17 protein-coding genes are annotated in these 15,517 nt (G+C 35.8%); 1 reads left to right on the top strand and 16 read right to left on the bottom strand.

The features are described from left to right. From tnpA to FGK85_RS07755, 8 genes are all read right to left on the bottom strand, one after another. On the bottom strand, positions 1–260 hold a 260-nt coding region (gene tnpA, locus FGK85_RS07795), incomplete at its 3' end, for an IS66 family insertion sequence element accessory protein TnpA (RefSeq protein ID WP_423244908.1). Positions 261–543: 283 nt separating this feature from the next. Continuing rightward, entirely contained in the window at positions 544–1,401 is an 858-nt protein-coding gene (locus FGK85_RS07790) for an EamA family transporter (protein WP_138205348.1), read from the bottom strand. A gap of 69 nt (positions 1,402–1,470) precedes the next feature. Next, complete coding sequence (locus tag FGK85_RS15310; protein ID WP_171011363.1) at positions 1,471–2,208, bottom strand: MotE family protein; 738 nt, start codon at positions 2,206–2,208, stop codon at positions 1,471–1,473. A gap of 55 nt (positions 2,209–2,263) precedes the next feature. Continuing rightward, complete coding sequence (locus tag FGK85_RS07775) at positions 2,264–2,887, bottom strand: double zinc ribbon domain-containing protein (RefSeq protein WP_138205342.1); 624 nt, start codon at positions 2,885–2,887, stop codon at positions 2,264–2,266. Next, on the bottom strand, positions 2,880–3,764 hold the full coding sequence (locus FGK85_RS07770; RefSeq protein WP_138205341.1) for a DUF368 domain-containing protein: 885 nt from the start codon (positions 3,762–3,764) through the stop codon (positions 2,880–2,882). Before FGK85_RS07770 ends, FGK85_RS07775 begins: the two co-directional genes overlap by 8 nt. A gap of 65 nt (positions 3,765–3,829) precedes the next feature. Then, positions 3,830–4,831: a glycosyltransferase gene (locus FGK85_RS07765; protein WP_138205340.1), complete on the bottom strand. Its 1,002-nt coding sequence runs from the start codon at positions 4,829–4,831 to the stop codon at positions 3,830–3,832. A 13-nt stretch (positions 4,832–4,844) separates the two neighbouring features. After that, positions 4,845–5,447, bottom strand: coding sequence for a TVP38/TMEM64 family protein (locus tag FGK85_RS07760; protein WP_138205339.1), 603 nt, complete (start codon positions 5,445–5,447; stop codon positions 4,845–4,847). Next, entirely contained in the window at positions 5,419–6,621 is a 1,203-nt protein-coding gene (locus FGK85_RS07755) for a glycosyltransferase (protein ID WP_138205338.1), read from the bottom strand. Before FGK85_RS07755 ends, FGK85_RS07760 begins: the two co-directional genes overlap by 29 nt. A gap of 172 nt (positions 6,622–6,793) precedes the next feature. Between FGK85_RS07755 and FGK85_RS07750 the strand changes: the two genes are divergently transcribed. Further along, positions 6,794–8,233 carry a DDE-type integrase/transposase/recombinase gene (locus tag FGK85_RS07750; RefSeq protein WP_138205337.1) on the top strand — a complete coding sequence of 480 codons (1,440 nt, stop codon included), beginning with the start codon at positions 6,794–6,796 and terminating at the stop codon, positions 8,231–8,233. A gap of 300 nt (positions 8,234–8,533) precedes the next feature. On the opposite strand, the gene FGK85_RS07745 is transcribed toward FGK85_RS07750, so the two are convergent. From FGK85_RS07745 to FGK85_RS07710, 8 genes are all read right to left on the bottom strand, one after another. Beyond that, entirely contained in the window at positions 8,534–9,016 is a 483-nt protein-coding gene (locus FGK85_RS07745) for a PepSY domain-containing protein (RefSeq protein ID WP_138205336.1), read from the bottom strand. A 152-nt stretch (positions 9,017–9,168) separates the two neighbouring features. Continuing rightward, a complete protein-coding gene (locus FGK85_RS07740; protein WP_171011362.1) occupies positions 9,169–9,747 on the bottom strand; it encodes a zinc dependent phospholipase C family protein in 579 nt (192 codons plus the stop codon). A 28-nt stretch (positions 9,748–9,775) separates the two neighbouring features. Further along, positions 9,776–9,985, bottom strand: a complete 210-nt coding sequence (locus tag FGK85_RS07735; protein WP_138205332.1) for a hypothetical protein — start codon at positions 9,983–9,985, stop codon at positions 9,776–9,778. A gap of 28 nt (positions 9,986–10,013) precedes the next feature. Continuing rightward, the gene (locus FGK85_RS07730) at positions 10,014–11,129 is read right to left on the bottom strand and encodes a phosphodiester glycosidase family protein (RefSeq protein WP_138205330.1); all 1,116 of its coding nucleotides are present in this window, start codon (positions 11,127–11,129) and stop codon (positions 10,014–10,016) included. Continuing rightward, entirely contained in the window at positions 11,126–12,181 is a 1,056-nt protein-coding gene (locus FGK85_RS07725; RefSeq protein ID WP_138205328.1) for a bifunctional glycosyltransferase family 2/GtrA family protein, read from the bottom strand. The genes FGK85_RS07730 and FGK85_RS07725 overlap by 4 nt, the downstream gene beginning before the upstream one ends. A gap of 109 nt (positions 12,182–12,290) precedes the next feature. After that, positions 12,291–12,983, bottom strand: coding sequence for a response regulator transcription factor (locus tag FGK85_RS07720; protein WP_138205326.1), 693 nt, complete (start codon positions 12,981–12,983; stop codon positions 12,291–12,293). Continuing rightward, on the bottom strand, positions 12,958–14,532 hold the full coding sequence (locus FGK85_RS07715) for a sensor histidine kinase (RefSeq protein WP_138205324.1): 1,575 nt from the start codon (positions 14,530–14,532) through the stop codon (positions 12,958–12,960). The genes FGK85_RS07720 and FGK85_RS07715 overlap by 26 nt, the downstream gene beginning before the upstream one ends. 266 nt (positions 14,533–14,798) lie before the next feature. Continuing rightward, on the bottom strand, positions 14,799–15,512 hold the full coding sequence (locus FGK85_RS07710) for a response regulator transcription factor (RefSeq protein ID WP_171011361.1): 714 nt from the start codon (positions 15,510–15,512) through the stop codon (positions 14,799–14,801). Between the last annotated feature and the right edge of the window lie 5 nt (positions 15,513–15,517).

The raw sequence follows: 15,517 nt of genomic DNA, 5'->3' as shown, positions 1-15,517 counted from the left end.
GCATTGCCTACATTAATTTTTACTTCTTTTAATGTAGATTTATTTTCTTTAGTATTATCAACTTTACTATTCAAAGAAATAGCCTGAAAAACAGGTTCTTTACTTTCAATTGCCTTTTCTACTCTTTTTTTATGGTAATAAAATTGACTCTTATTAAGGTTATTCTCAGCACAGAAATCTTTCACTGTTATTGTATCTTTAACAGAGTTAAATTTATTTAAATATTCCTCCCAAGCATCATTATCTAATTTTTTATACATAAGTAAACCTCCCATTGATAATCTTTTACTTAAGTTTATCAATGAGAGGGTATGTTTTCTAGATACTTAATTTTTGACGCTTACATCGTTTCAAATGAATGCTATCGCTTATTTCACTTCTCTCTTTGTAAACACTGAATGAATAACATCACCATAAATTCAATCTCTTTTTTCAAAAAAGGACCTCCTTTCATTTGCCTGCATTCATATTACAAAATGCAAATAAATAACAAGGGGGTCTTTTCTAAATACTTTCTAAACTAATTTCCTTATGAGCTAAATTTTATATTAACAAAGTTAGAGTTCCAGCTACAATGAGAACTAATCCTATTCCTGACTTCATAGAGAGTTTTTCTTTGAAAACAAGATATGAAAATGCAATTGTGACAAGAATGCTAAGCTTATCAATTGGTACAACGACACTGGCAGGTCCCGTTTGAAGTGCCCTGTAATAACATAGCCATGATCCGCCTGTGGCAAACCCTGAAAATACAAGAAACAGCCAGCTCTTTTTATCAATATCCTTCACTGTATTCTGCTTCCCTGTTACAAATACAACAATCCACGCCATTACTAATACAACCACCGTACGAATTGCTGTTCCAAGATTAGAATTAATATCCTGAATTCCAATCTTTCCAAGAATTGAAGTAAGACTTGCAAAAATAGCGGAACCAAACGCATAAATCAGCCATTTTTTATCTTCTTTTTTATTTTCTGTCTCTTTCTTCTGGATCATTAGATACGTTCCAATACCAATGAGAACCATCGCAAGAAATTTCAGCCAGGTAATTTCTTCTCTTAGGAAGATAAATGCCAATAACATGGTAAGAATGGTACTGGACTTATCAATTGGCGTAACTTTGTTCACATTTCCAATCTGCAATGCTTTAAAATAACACAACCAGGAGGCTCCTGTAGAAAGTCCCGATAAAATCAAAATTACCATAACTTTTGTCGAAATACTTCCGATTCCACTTTGCGCTCCTACCACAAATACCATAATCCATGAAAACACCAGCACAACAATTGTTCTTAAAGCTGTCGCAACATTAGAATCTGTATTTTTGATTCCACATTTTGCTAATATTGCTGTCAATCCTGCAAATAGAGCTGATCCAAATGCAAATACTACCCACATTAGCTTATCCTTCTTTCCTACTTTTGTATCTATTATACAAGATAATCTATGGACATGACGATTTCTTTTTTATTGTTCCATTAGAACTGTAAGCTGTGAAGCATTTGCCACACTCATGTTAGAAATAATAGCAGCCCTGTTATCAGGTGTCATGTTCGTTAGAATTTTCACTACAAGATCACTCTGGTCAGTCATCATATTATCAAAAACCTTAGCAGCTGTTTTGGGTTTCATTTTAGAATAAGTATCCACATAATCTGCCAGCGCAGCTTCGTCGGCCGCCTGTTGATCTGCTAATGCCTGTTCCGCTGCCGCTTCTTCTTCGGCTGCTTGCTCTTCTGCCAATGCTTCTTCCGCCTGAGCATCTGCCGCTGCCTGCTGATCTGCAATTGCCTGCTCTTCTGCTGCTGCATCTGCCTCCGCTTGTGCATTTGCCTGCTCCGATGCCACTTGAGCTGCTGCAGCATCCGCTGCTGCTTGCTCATCCGCCGCTATTTCCGCTGTTGTCTTGCTCTGATATTCTGATGGCAAAATACTTCTTACAATTGCAACACTTCCAATTACTGGTGCCAATACATCAGAAGCAAAATTTCCAACATTCAATTTTACTAAACCTATAAATGCACCTCCAAAAACAGCTAATATACCTAAGAACGCTAGGAAACAGACAATCTTTCCACCAGTAGTTTTCCCCTGTAATTCATCCAATTCTTCCTGTGCTTTCTTTTTTTCCTGTTTTAATGCCGCTATTTGTTCCTTTGTCGGCTGTTTTTCGCCTGTGTTTTTAACATCCTGTTTCTGTGACATTTTTTCTTTTCTCACATAAAGACCTTCTAACCCTCACATAGACGGAATCGATGTATTAACTTCTCATCTTTCTTCCACACCCATTGCAATATTCATCATGAATTGATATTCTGCTTCCGCAGTCTGGACATTTTATGTAGATTGCAGATCCACAAATGGAACAATAATTTGCATTTCTTGGCTGTAACATTCCACATTCTCGGCATACCAGATGCATTTTAATATAAATCCATAAAACAGCTACTCCGAAAAGATTGGTTACAAGTGCAAGTATTCCAAATATCCAGGCATTTGCTCCTACTTCCCATGATTTTGATACTACATAAGCTGTTGTATAAAGCCAGTAGATACATAAAATGATCCAGAACCCTGCCATAACACATCCAACAAATACATAATCACTCGTTGTAAGTGTAACGATATTATTCCACTCAAACTCATGCTCTTTTTCATGTCTGTTTTCTTCTCTGTCACGTTCTTTCTCACTTGTATTTTGATATATTTCCTCATTCGTTTTTTCTGCAGCCTCAATTTGCTGTTTCATTTCTGGTATTCTGCTTCCAAACTTTGCTGCTGTTCCAATTCCAGCAATAATACAAAATACCACTGCACACAAAATCAAATTACAAAAACCTTTTTTGGGATTCATTCTTTTTACTTTTTCTTTCATCTTATTCATTGAATGCTACCTCCTTTTTCTTTCCCATGAACTGTAAGCCTGCAACAATTGCAATTCCAATAATAAATGCAATAAAACTAAAATTATGAAATGATAGTGCATCCTTTGGTACATCCAGTGTTGTTGGTCCCATCATGATTGCATATAATGAACCAATCATTAGCCCAAGAATCATGTACATTGTTTTGGAACGAAACCGATCCAGACAGATTTTAATCCCCTTAACAACACTAAGCGCTCCTGCAATCACACCAAGTCCAAAGATACATAATCCTGGAAAAACAGACAGATTCAAATGGAGAAACTCTTTGATTCCGGTAATGACTGGCATATATAATCCAAAAATCAACAGCAATGTGGAACCAGATATTCCTGGTAAAAACATAGCTGAAATTGCAATCATTCCTGCAATAAAAATATAGATAGCTAATGGAATACTTAAGGAATCAAGCTGTATTCCTGTCATGAAACTGCTTTGATTAAGCATTGTAATCAGACACACAACCGCCGCTCCGATAACTGCGGCTACAACATTTCCGTAATGACCAATAAATGATTCTTTTTCCTGTTTCAACACAAGCGGAATTGAAGCTATAATAAATCCCATAAAAAGAGAACTTACAAAATAAATTTGAGACTCAAATGCTGAGGAAAGTACAAGCACTGCCGCTATCATTCCAAATACCCATCCAACTCCCAATTTTATCAAAAACAGGAAAGCTTGCTTTCTCTTATCTCCTTTTTCATAAATCAAATCATTAATGCTGCCGATAAACTTATCATAAAATCCAAGGATAAAAGCGATTGTTCCGCCCGACACCCCTGGAACACTATCTGCCATTGCCATACAGACACCGTTTATAAATTGTCTTATCATTTTATCTCTGACCTCCATTTTTGAATAACTATATCTGTGAAACCTAAACTCGCAGATAAAAACTTCTAAATATTTTCTAAACAGTTTTTATAGATATCTCCTAATCTCATTCCAACCTTTTCAATACTGCGCTCTTCTACTACTTGATATCCTGCTTCTGTTAGATCCATGCATTCCTGTTCTACTATTTTCTTTGTCTTACTTTCAAAATCATCTATGTTATCTGCCTTATAGACATCCCTGTTTTCTTGTAGCCAGTCATCATATACAGGTATCTTCCTTAATAGAACTGGGATTTTCATTGCCAGTGCTTCCAGTACCACAATTCCCTCTGTTTCTTCCTTCGATGGAAATAGAAATAAATCACAGCTTCCATACGCATCTCGAAGTGCTCTGGGTTTTGCATATCCTGCAAATCTTAAATTAGGTAACTTCGTTCTAACAGCTCTTCTTGTTTTCATGGGTACTGTATTCAAATTGGATTCTCCAAACCAGATAAATTGATATTCTGGCATCCTTCTTGCCAGTTCCACAAAATCAGACACACCTTTTCGATCAATGGTCAGCCCCACAGACATAATGACTTTTTGTTCTGCACTGTACCCATATTTTTTCCGAAATGACATAGGATCAATGTTTTTTTTGTCATAGAATACAAGATCCACACCATTTGATACTGCCTCAATCTGCTTGTTAATTCCGTATGACAATAACAACCTTTTCGAATACTCAGTAGGCGTTACAATCATTGTCCCAGTGTTGTAGCAGTGCTTGATCCATTTACCAAATATAGGTGCAAACAAGTTTGAACCTATATATGAATTACGGAAATCTTCTCTGGTAGAATGTGCATGATAGATGACTGGAATTCCTTTCTTTTTTGCTTTCATTGCCAGCCATAGTGATTTTGGAAACACGGTATTGATATGTACAATTTCTGCATCTTCCAAGCCTTTTGCCAGACCGATTTTATTTTGCTTGGCTGCAAACTGCTGATGATAAATAGCCCTACCAACACCGCTCTTTTCAATCATTTTTTGCATTCCTGAATATAAGTAAACCTTCAATATTTTTCCCTCCTTATGCTATAAGTGCCAACATACTCTGAAATAACTGATTCAGTCCCATACTGTATAGCAAAATGGCAAGTGGTTTGCCTAGTAATATGATTAGTGTAAAACGCTTCAATGGAATTTTACTGATTCCTGCCAAATAGCACAGAAAATCATCCGGTGCTACTGGCAAAAATATAAGAATTGCAAATATTTTTTCAAACCGATTCTCTTTTACCAGATATTTACTATATTTCTCAAAAAATTTGCTTCCTGTAATCTGAAGCACAAACTCCTGCCCAAAATGTCTTGCAATCAAAAATGCCCATATAGAGCCAATGCATATTCCTATATAATTTAAAAGAAAACCTTTTACTGCTCCCCAAAAAATTACTCCGTACACGCAGCCAATCGCTCCTGGTAATATAGGAATCACTACCTGCACTGCCTGAATCAATACAAATAAGAGCGGGGCAAAAATTCCACAGGATAATAAAAACGCTTCCATTTTTGTCTGATCTGTAAATATTCCTTGCTGATATCCAATAACGGTACCTAAGATAACCACAAGTGTACAAACCAGTAATATGACCTTTTTGTATTTATCCTGCAACTGAATGAATCTGTTCATACAATTCATCCCCTTTCCTCTGCATCTGCGCCTGCTTTGTTAATCTAAAATAAATCTGCTCTATATTTTTTCCAAAAGTTTTAGAAGACAGTTTATTTACACTTTCCATTGCATCAAACGACATTTTTCTACATTGTTCATTTTGAAATAGTATTTGATAACAATTTATAAATTCTGTTTCATCTCTATAAAAATAACCATTTGTTCCAGACTGTAAAAAACTACTTAGGCATTCATCCTCTCTTACTAAAAGCGGTTTTCCACATGCAAGTGCTTCTGCATAGGTAAGGCCTTGCGTTTCACTCGTCGATGCACAGGTAAAAACATCGCCTACTGCATAATAATTTTGTATTTCTTTCCAGTCCACTTCTCCTGTAAAATAAACATAAGCTTCCAGATTTTTATCTCTTACCTGTTCTTCCAGATGCTCTCTTTCTGGTCCATCTCCTACAATCAATAATCTTACCAACCCATCTGTTTTTATGACTTTGCTCATAAATTCAATAATTTCATTCAAGCTTTTTTCTTTAGACAACCGTCCAATACTAACTAATACATGATGGTTCGTTTCTATGTTGTACTGTGCTTTTATTTGCTGTACTTTTTCAAGGTCTACAAGACTAAACTTGGAAAGCTGAATACCTGTTGGCTGCACTTGTATTTGCTTTTTCACTCCATAGGTAATCAACAGCTTTTTTACTTTATCTGTAGGAACAATTACCTCATCTGCATGATCGCAGCAAACTCGGCTTATGGTTCGTACCATTCCCTTTAACTTTTCGTTTCCAGGGATTTTTAAATAATGCGTGTAGTCTTCATAAATTGTGTGATAAGTATGAATCAGCGGAATATGCAGTTTTTTTGCAGCTTTTCTTCCAATATGTCCTACTGTAAATTCTGTCTGTGTATGAATTACATGCAGCTTTAAATCTCCAATTAACTGAAACCAATGTCGAAAACCTGCATAACTCATTCTTCTTTCTTTTAGCAGTGGACATGCAACGCTTTTCATCCGATATACGTGACTTTCTTTTTCCTTTACAATTGGATTACTGACTGTAAAAACAAAGACCTCATGTCCTCTATCTTCCAGTTCTTTTTTCAGCTGATAAACAGAGTTTGCAACTCCGTTGATTTCTGGATAATATGTATCTGTAAAAAGACCAATTCTCATAAAAATACCTCCTGCCTGCTTACGATAGTGTAAAGTTTTTTACACTACTTATTAATTTTTACCTTTATATATCAAGGGTTACAGAGTTTTTTAAATAAAAAAACAATGACCCCCTTTTTATGCTATAATTGAATCGCTAAAACCAAAAATAACATGAAAGGATGTCATTGCTATGGATTCAATTATAACTTATTTAATTTCATATAATCAATATCTTTTAAAAATAATTTATCAATTACTTATGTTTATTTGTAAATACATTCCTCTTAAGCAGTGGGCTTTTGAGGATTCACATAGTCCCGAATATCAAAAGTTTAAAGTGGATAAGCTACCTAAAATTGTTCGTTTTGAAAAGGTAGACTATCAACTTCTTTTAGCTTACTATAAACATAAATATAATAAGCTAACCAAACCTGTTCAGAGACGTAATGGGAAGTCCATCCCTGAAAATATCCTATGCCCTAAATGCGGTGCCCCTCACCAGTATATCTATGATAATAATGGCTCTAGAGGTCAATACCAGTGCAAGGTTTGTGGTCAAAACTTTAATGAAAGTAACCACACTACTAAACCTATAGTATTTAGTTGCCCTTATTGCGGACAAACTCTTTCTCCAAAGAAAGATCGTAAGCATTTTAGAATACATAAATGTGTTAATCCTAAGTGTTCCTACTACCGCAAGAACTTAGACAAACTGCCTAAAGACTTAAGTAGTGATGATAAGCACAAGTACAAGCTCCACTACATCTATCGTGAGTTCACCATAGATTTCTTTAAAATGGATTTACATGAACTTCCTTCTAGAGCAATTAACTTTAAGTATAAGAAGTTCAATGCCCACATTATGGGGCTTTGCCTTACTTATCACGTTAATCTTAAGCTATCTACTAGGCAGACAGCACATGCCTTGGAAGAAGTACACGGCATAAAGATTTCACATACAATGGTTGCTAATTATGCTATGACTGCTGCCGCAGTTATAAAGCCTTTTGTTGACACCTTTGACTACAAACCATCTAATATTCTTTCAGCTGATGAAACCTATATCAAGGTAAAAGGTATAAAGCATTACGTTTGGATTATCATGGATGCCTGTAAGAAGTCTATCTTAGGCTACCAAGTATCTGATACTCGTGCTGTAGGTCCATGTATCCTCGCTATGCGTATGGCTTTTGAGAAGTTTAAAAACTTCCCTAATAAAGCCTTAAAATTCATTGCAGACGGCTATAGTGCCTATCCTCTTGCAAGTCAGCAGTGTAAACTCATTAATGGATGGGACTTTGACGTTACTCAAGTTATCGGACTCACCAATGATGATGCTGTATCCACCGAATTTCGTTGGGTAAAGCAAGTAGTAGAACGGCTTAACCGCACCTTCAAGTCTTCTTATCGCGTTACCTGCGGTTATGGAAGTGAAAATGGTGCACTTTATGGCGTTTCCCTTTGGGTTGCCTATTATAACTTTCTACGTCCTCATCCTTATAACTACTGGAAGCCACTAAACGAGATAGACATTTTAACTAATGCGGGCAATATGCCTGCTAAGTGGCAATTACTTATTTACCTTGGTCAACAAACAATATTAAAGATGCAAGCTGAAAATTCTGCTTAATTTAGTTGTAAAGTAAATATGGGATATTTATTAGCCACTACGTGAATAACTCCATGTAGAGATTACTAATATCAAAAATTTTCCTTCACTCAAAAGGATTTTTTGTCATGCCTAAAATTCGTTATTTCATCTTCAAATCACAAAGTATTTTATTATTCTGCGCCCTTCGGGCAAAACATTTTTAAGCTTAACTTTTTCATATTTCACTTTACACTATCCTGCTTACTGTACTCACTATACGAAATACAGCTAAACAACCAGAAGGTATTTTCTAAACACTTTCTAAACAATATTCATTTCTTACTCTTCATACTCGGCATTATCATCAGCCTCTGTATAAATTATCCCTGAATTTGCATCTACTTTAACTTCCATTTCTGTTCCTGCATTATCCAAATAAGTTAATTCGTATACAACTGTTCCATTCTCGCTTTCCAGTCCTTTGGCGGTCACTGTAGCATCCACAGATAAGCTGTTTTCTTTTTTTACAATTGTAATTGCATCTTCTTCCGTAATGGTTGCCTGGGCTGCCAGTGCTGCATTTTCTTCTGCCTCTTTTGCACTATCTTTTTCTTCAGGCTCATTTGAATCGTTTTCGTTATCTTCCTGCTCCAATTCTGTCTGATCCAAATCTGTATCTTCTTTCGTTGTATCTGCAATTGCCTCCGTTGACGTCGGTGTCTGTGCACTTGATGCAAAGGCAACTGTAGGGAAAGTAAGCATTGCTCCTAACATACATGTTCCAAAAACTCTTACTGCTTTTTTCAATTTGTTATTCTCCATTTCGTATGACTCCTTTCATTTTTTAACAGCTTTATTTCCAATTGCTAATTGCCTTGCCCTCCTTTCTTGGAATAAATTCATCATATCGTTCTCTTCTAAGAAATCCCAAACAAAACTATAAACAATTCATAAAACAAATCGTAAAAAATTAATTACGCAATTTGTTCATTCCAGCAATCTGCATATTCTTCGGAAAAGTATCCGAATACAAGCGTTACCGCATTCAAAATATAATAGCAATCGGCAACATACGTCTGTTGTTCCTCCAAGTATCTTCCATGTATTAGATCTATCTGTTCCATTAGATTTTCTTCTGGAAAAGCCTGTCCCCAACAAAAAGAATCTCTGTTTAACATGGTTTTCATATAAAAATGAAGTTCTTTTTCATAGGCACAATGCTCTGATAGACTTCCGTTAAATGCCTTATTATGCGGAAATGTAAATGCATCTGCTACATAATGTATTAGTTTTCCCAAGAGATAACAACGCTTCACTTCACTCATACTTTGAGTATCTAATTTGCGAATCAGTTTCTCGATACAAGTGTGCGCATTTTCAAAATTATGTCCACGAAGCTTCTGTAGCTTCATGCTTCCACGTAAATAGGTGATGGGGTTATAATCTGGCTCTATGCTACCTAAAATAAGTGCATGAATCAGATTCTTTTTTATTGGATATTCAAATTGCTCCATTAAGTAACGACTAAGTTCCTCATGATCTTTCGTTTTCATTATGTAACCTTCTTTCATCAAACATCTATCATCTTACCCTTTTCTTTTTATCTGTCATAATGTATGACATTCCTAAAATAAGGGAACAAACAATCAAAGTATATTGAACAATCACGGTATGCCCTGCAAAATCCATAAAAGGGTTATACCAGTCTAAAATATGCACAACAATAAGTGCTAAACTACAAATAATACATATATGTACAAACAAACCTTTTATCAATCGAATTAGCTTCATATCCTTAGCCTCCTATCTCACTTATGTTTTACTGAAAACTTGATATCTGATCCATAATAAAAATTCCATCCGGAATCTCATGCTCTGCTTTATAAGGATGACTCACCACCTGATCCTGCATCGTCATAAAAGAACAATGCCCACCATCAAGATTGTATGCCAGCTTACATCCAAGCTGTTCAAATATGGCTGCTTCCTCTTCCAAAAACATTCCTCTGGAATAATCCACTTCTCTTCCATCCACTACTAATAAACAATAATGTCCAGGTTCATAATAACCAATTGCAGTTCTAGGATGAGACTGTCTAATATAGTCCCAAGTCATAAAATCAGTTTTTGCTTTTCCATTATCATCAAGTAGACTTGGTCCAAATATCCAGCTTTGATAGGCTCCATTATCGATCAAAACCTTTGCATCCAGTTCCTCTGGTGAATAAATCTGCATTGTTCCATCCCAATTAAGTACGCAAGTTTCCATGTCTGTTTTTTGACTTCTATAAATCACACCATTTCGAATAATCGTACCATTATCCTGATGACGGTTATTATTATAAGAATCTCCATTTACTGCCAATATAGAGCCTAATCGCATTGACATATCACTTAATTTTTCACTGTACCCATTTCCATACATATCCTTTGCAAATGCTGTCTGTAAACAGGTAATATCTCCAACATAAATATCTGCAATCGTATAGGCTACTTTCGTTCCATACTTCTTATGCTTTCCATTTTCAGAATAATCAAGTACACCACTATCATAACTACCTTTTGTAATCTGAATGGATAAATTCGGGCTAGAATAGGACGAATCCGTAGATTCCACCGATGCTGTAAAATGTTCTGCAAATTTGGTATGCCAATCTGTAGAATCTTTAATTACTGCAGTTGTCTGTAAACCGGTATCTGTCATGTGTGGTTGCTGAACCATTACGGATTCTTCTATTGATTCTTCTGACGACGATTCTGTTTCCTGTGCTGCATTTGTATCCTTGGTGCTCTGACTACTCTGAATAGATGAAGTAGCTGCCTTGATTCCTTTCTGTGGCATTAGATAATTTCCAACATAAACACCAAGCAACAACAAAGCTGTCATACTAATATCCGCAAACAGTATTAGTACTTTTTTTATTATTGACTTCATTCTTTTATCATGCCCCTCCCTGATACCTTATGCCGAAATATAATCTTTTTCTGCACGAAGAAGCTAATTACGAATAATGAGATCTCTGTTAATACTTTTGCCATATACACTGGTATCTGGAATATCCCTGCATATATCTGCAGAAAAATACTATTCATGACAAGAATACAAATCGCCAGGGTCAGATACTGCAATGCAGTCTGTGTTTTGGTGCCTGTTTGGAACACAAACCTACAATTCATAAAATAGTTATATCCTCCACTTATCATACGAGCCAGAATGTTTGCAAAAAGTATTCCAACCCCGCCTGCTGGAAAAAGAACCGTCAATATGCAAAATAGGACATAATCTAAAATAAAACTTGAAAAGGAAGATAAAGAGAACTTTAAGATATCTCTGTAAATTCGATAGGAATCTCTGATTGCATGAAAATGGCTACAGCTGTTCTCTTTGTCATGGTAAATTGTTTTGATAGGGACTTCGATAATTGGTACCTCTGTCTTTGCACAATAAAAAAGTACATTTGTTTCGTACTCATATCTTGTACCTTCCACTTGTAATAATTTATCAATCAGCTTGTATGAAAATGCCCGAAGTCCTGTTTGCGTATCTGATACTTTTACTCCACTTAAAGAATGAAATACAAATCGGGTTATTGCATTTCCAAGTCTGGATTTCAGTGGCATATCTTCACCAATGCTACGAACACCAAGAATCATTGCGTTTTCTCTATTATTTGCTTTCATGACAAGTTTTTCCATATCCTCTGGGAGATGCTGTCCATCTGCATCCATGACTCCAATGACATTGCAATCCCATAGATTCTCTTTGATATATTTTAATGCTGTTTTTATCGCAGCACCTTTTCCTTCATTTTTCTCATGGTGTATTACAATTGCTTTTTCACTTAAACGATGAAATATATCCGACTTTGATATATCACTTCCATCATCAACAACAATGACATGATTACCAAGGTCCCATACTCGATCAACAATGCGCTGTAAATTTTCTTCTGGATCATATGCAGGAATGATTACTGTAGCATTCATCGGAACACATCCTTTCTTTTGACTGATTTACTTTCCTTTACTTTATTCATCATAACGAAAGCATCTATCAAAAGAAAAAATCAATTCTAAACAAAACATAAACAATAAACTATTCCAATCTAAACCGATAACCAATTCCCCATACTGTCTGTATCATAGGATTCTCCTCATCAGGTTCTATCTTTTCACGCAATCGGTTTACATGAACAGTTACTGTTGCGGTATCTCCTACTGCATCCATTCCCCAGATTCGATCGAACAATGTATCCTTTGAAAATGCAATGTTGGGATTTTCTATAAAAAATAGAAGTAATTCAAATTCTTTATTGGTCAACGCAACTTCTTCTTTATTACGAAAGATTCTGCGAGCCTTTGGATAAATCTCCAGATTTCTGATTTCTATCTTCTCCTCTATCTCCTCGTGTTCAAATTCTTTTTTGATTCTTTCATGTATGCTGATATGCGCACGTACTCTTGCTACCAGCTCCGTAGGACTGAATGGTTTCACAATATAATCGTCTGCACCTACTGCCAAACCTCTGATTTTATCTACATCCTCTTTTTTTGCAGTCACCATAATAATAGGAACATTTGATTTTTCTCTGATTTTTCTACAGACACTGGTTCCATCCATTTGCGGCAGCATAAGATCTAACAAAACTGCATCAAATTCTTCTTTTTCTATAAAACCGATTCCATCCATTCCTGTTTCTGCTATTTCTATTTCGAAATTACTAGCCAGTAAAAAGTCACGTTCCAATTCTGCAATCAATCTGTCATCTTCCACAATTAATACTTTCATCCTCGTCCTCCGCTTTTTCAATTTCCATAACAATTTTCAAACCTGTTTTTCCATTTTCTGCATAGATATAACCACCCTGTCCTGTAATAATTTCTTTTACAATAGCAAGACCTAATCCACTTCCCTCTCCAGCTTTACATCTTGCATCATCCACTCTATAAAAGCTGTCAAACAATCTAGGCAAAGCTTCTTCTGGAACCCCACCTGCATCATCTTCATAGATACATATCGTTTTATCTTCCATGTGATCTACCGTAATAAAAACAAGTGATTTTTCCTGGGTTCTGTACTTTATAGTATTTGAAACAAAATTATCAAATACCCTATTCAATTGAAGCCTGTCTAAAAATACCGGATATTCTCCATCTCTAGCATTGATTCGGATATTAATCTTATTTTTTTCCATTTCCAAACTCCGATCACTTCGATAAGAATCAAGAAATGCTCTCAAATCAAACTGTTGTCTGTCATACTGTAACGTATGGTTTTCCAGTTTGTTATACACGGACAGATTATCTACAAGTCTCTCTAAATCATTAGTTCTTATGGACATTGCATGATAGTATCTCTCCTGCATTTCTTTATTATTTGCAATTCCCATGGTTAATCCTTCTAAGTATCCTTTGATAGATGTAAGGGGTGTGCGAAGATCGTGGGAGATACCTGAAATCAATTCTCTTCGATATGCTTCATACTCCAGTCTTTCAAGTGCTGATTGCTTTAAATACGCTCTCATTGCTTCAAAATTTTCACATACTTCTCCTAGCTCATCTTTATTTTTATAACGAATAGGTGTATCCAAATCTCCTTCTGTAATATGCCTTGTTCCTTCCTGCAGCATGAACATTGGCGGTAGAATCAACTTGGCAATAAACCGCGACAATATCATATTCGTAAAAAAGATTACTGCAATAATAATCAACAGAAACAATAATACAAATTTAAAAATATACTGTTTCAAATATGAAATCCCATTTTCACTTTGAATTTCATTTCCACTATTTACTGCAATAATGACACAGATTACATCTCCCTTTTCGAAACTACTTTTTATTACAGATGCGTTATCTTCTCCCACAACCATACTGCGAACATGAGTAATTGCATCTCCAGCGATTTTCTGCATGACAGTCTGATCCTCCCCAGTAAGATTCGAATACTGACAATCCCCATTCATAAATACACTGAAATGATATCCCATGTTCTCCATTTCCTGTCCTAAGTTGTACATCTTACTGGTCTGGGTAAGTTCGTTCTTCTCGTTTTTTAATTCATTCCACTTAATATTGGATTCATCTTCTTCATCCTGATGACCGATTTCTTCTTCCTCCATTTGTTCCCAATTGGTATTCCACAGTTCTTCCTGATATGCATAAATAGAACTCTGAGCTGATACAACTGCATTTTCATCTTTAAACATCGTCTCAAGAGAATAAATGTACTTGGAATCAATTTGATGCCATCCAATCAATCCAATCACACCTGCGGTAAGAATCGGAATTCCAACCATTAATATATTTGATAAAATAATCTTTGTTTTAATCTTCATCCTCTGCTCCGTTTCTTTTTCAATGCTATCGCTATACAGCTATAGTCACTATCTGCCTAATACAAATAGTATAGAAACAAACTCTAAACAGGCACATTCCAATTTCTAAATAAAATCTAAACAATCCCAGAAACATGCTCAGCATGTTTCCGGGATTATCGCGGTGCTCCTCAAGTGCTCATGTAAGCATGGCACTTTCATCGCTACTCGCGTAAATAAAAAGAGCAACTATGTGAGTGATTTCTCATCATAATTGCTCTCTTTGATTACATATTCAATCGGTATCCTGCACCCCAGACAGTTTCGATAATCTGTGGATTTTTCGGATCTTCTTCTATTTTTTCTCTGATACGATTCACATGCACTGTAACAGTTGCACTGTCTCCAACATAATCATATCCCCATATTTTTTCGAACAATGCTTCCTTTGAAAAAACAATATTCGGATTTAGTGCCAGGAACTTTAAAAGTTCAAATTCTCTGTGCGGGAATTTGATTTCTTCCCCATCCTTTATTACTTTCCAACTCTTCGTCATAATCGAAACATTTCCGATGGTAATTGTTCGCTCCGATACAATTCCCTCATCGGCTTCTTGATCATTTGATATATGTATCAATCGCTCATAACGTTTTAAATGTGCCTGTACTCTGGCTACCAATTCCGCTGGATCAAAGGGCTTAACTATGTAATCATCTGCGCCAAGCCCAAGTCCTCTGATTTTATCAATTGTCTCAGTTTTTGCAGTAACCATAAGAATAGGGAAATCAATCTTATCTCGAATATCACGGCATATTTCATATCCACTAACGCCAGGAAGCATTAAATCTAAAATAAGTAAATCATAATTCCCATTTATTACGATATCAGTAACACCATTTCCATCTGCTTTCACATCAACTTCATATCCGCTTACTTCCAGATAATCTCGCTCCAAAAGTGCTATTTCTTCATCATCTTCTACAACTAATATCTTTGCCATCTGCA

The sequence above is a fragment of the Haloimpatiens lingqiaonensis genome (assembly GCF_901447495.1).
In the GTDB taxonomy this organism is placed as follows: domain Bacteria; phylum Bacillota; class Clostridia; order Clostridiales; family Clostridiaceae; genus Haloimpatiens; species Haloimpatiens lingqiaonensis.
This window is presented reverse-complemented; position numbering and strand designations above follow the sequence as displayed.

What these genes read in the sequence shown, in the direction of transcription:
- FGK85_RS07790 (WP_138205348.1), bottom strand. Translation starts at nt 1,401, where the DNA reads ATGTGGGTAGTATTTGCATTTGGATCAGCTCTATTTGCAGGATTGACA.
- FGK85_RS15310 (WP_171011363.1), bottom strand. Translation starts at nt 2,208, where the DNA reads ATGTCACAGAAACAGGATGTTAAAAACACAGGCGAAAAACAGCCGACA.
- FGK85_RS07775 (WP_138205342.1), bottom strand. Translation starts at nt 2,887, where the DNA reads ATGAATAAGATGAAAGAAAAAGTAAAAAGAATGAATCCCAAAAAAGGT.
- FGK85_RS07770 (WP_138205341.1), bottom strand. Translation starts at nt 3,764, where the DNA reads ATGATAAGACAATTTATAAACGGTGTCTGTATGGCAATGGCAGATAGT.
- FGK85_RS07760 (WP_138205339.1), bottom strand. Translation starts at nt 5,447, where the DNA reads ATGAACAGATTCATTCAGTTGCAGGATAAATACAAAAAGGTCATATTA.
- FGK85_RS07755 (WP_138205338.1), bottom strand. Translation starts at nt 6,621, where the DNA reads ATGAGAATTGGTCTTTTTACAGATACATATTATCCAGAAATCAACGGA.
- FGK85_RS07750 (WP_138205337.1), top strand. Translation starts at nt 6,794, where the DNA reads ATGGATTCAATTATAACTTATTTAATTTCATATAATCAATATCTTTTA.
- FGK85_RS07745 (WP_138205336.1), bottom strand. Translation starts at nt 9,016, where the DNA reads ATGGAGAATAACAAATTGAAAAAAGCAGTAAGAGTTTTTGGAACATGT.
- FGK85_RS07740 (WP_171011362.1), bottom strand. Translation starts at nt 9,747, where the DNA reads ATGAAAACGAAAGATCATGAGGAACTTAGTCGTTACTTAATGGAGCAA.
- FGK85_RS07735 (WP_138205332.1), bottom strand. Translation starts at nt 9,985, where the DNA reads ATGAAGCTAATTCGATTGATAAAAGGTTTGTTTGTACATATATGTATT.
- FGK85_RS07730 (WP_138205330.1), bottom strand. Translation starts at nt 11,129, where the DNA reads ATGAAGTCAATAATAAAAAAAGTACTAATACTGTTTGCGGATATTAGT.
- FGK85_RS07725 (WP_138205328.1), bottom strand. Translation starts at nt 12,181, where the DNA reads ATGAATGCTACAGTAATCATTCCTGCATATGATCCAGAAGAAAATTTA.
- FGK85_RS07720 (WP_138205326.1), bottom strand. Translation starts at nt 12,983, where the DNA reads ATGAAAGTATTAATTGTGGAAGATGACAGATTGATTGCAGAATTGGAA.
- FGK85_RS07715 (WP_138205324.1), bottom strand. Translation starts at nt 14,532, where the DNA reads ATGAAGATTAAAACAAAGATTATTTTATCAAATATATTAATGGTTGGA.
- FGK85_RS07710 (WP_171011361.1), bottom strand. Translation starts at nt 15,512, where the DNA reads ATGGCAAAGATATTAGTTGTAGAAGATGATGAAGAAATAGCACTTTTG.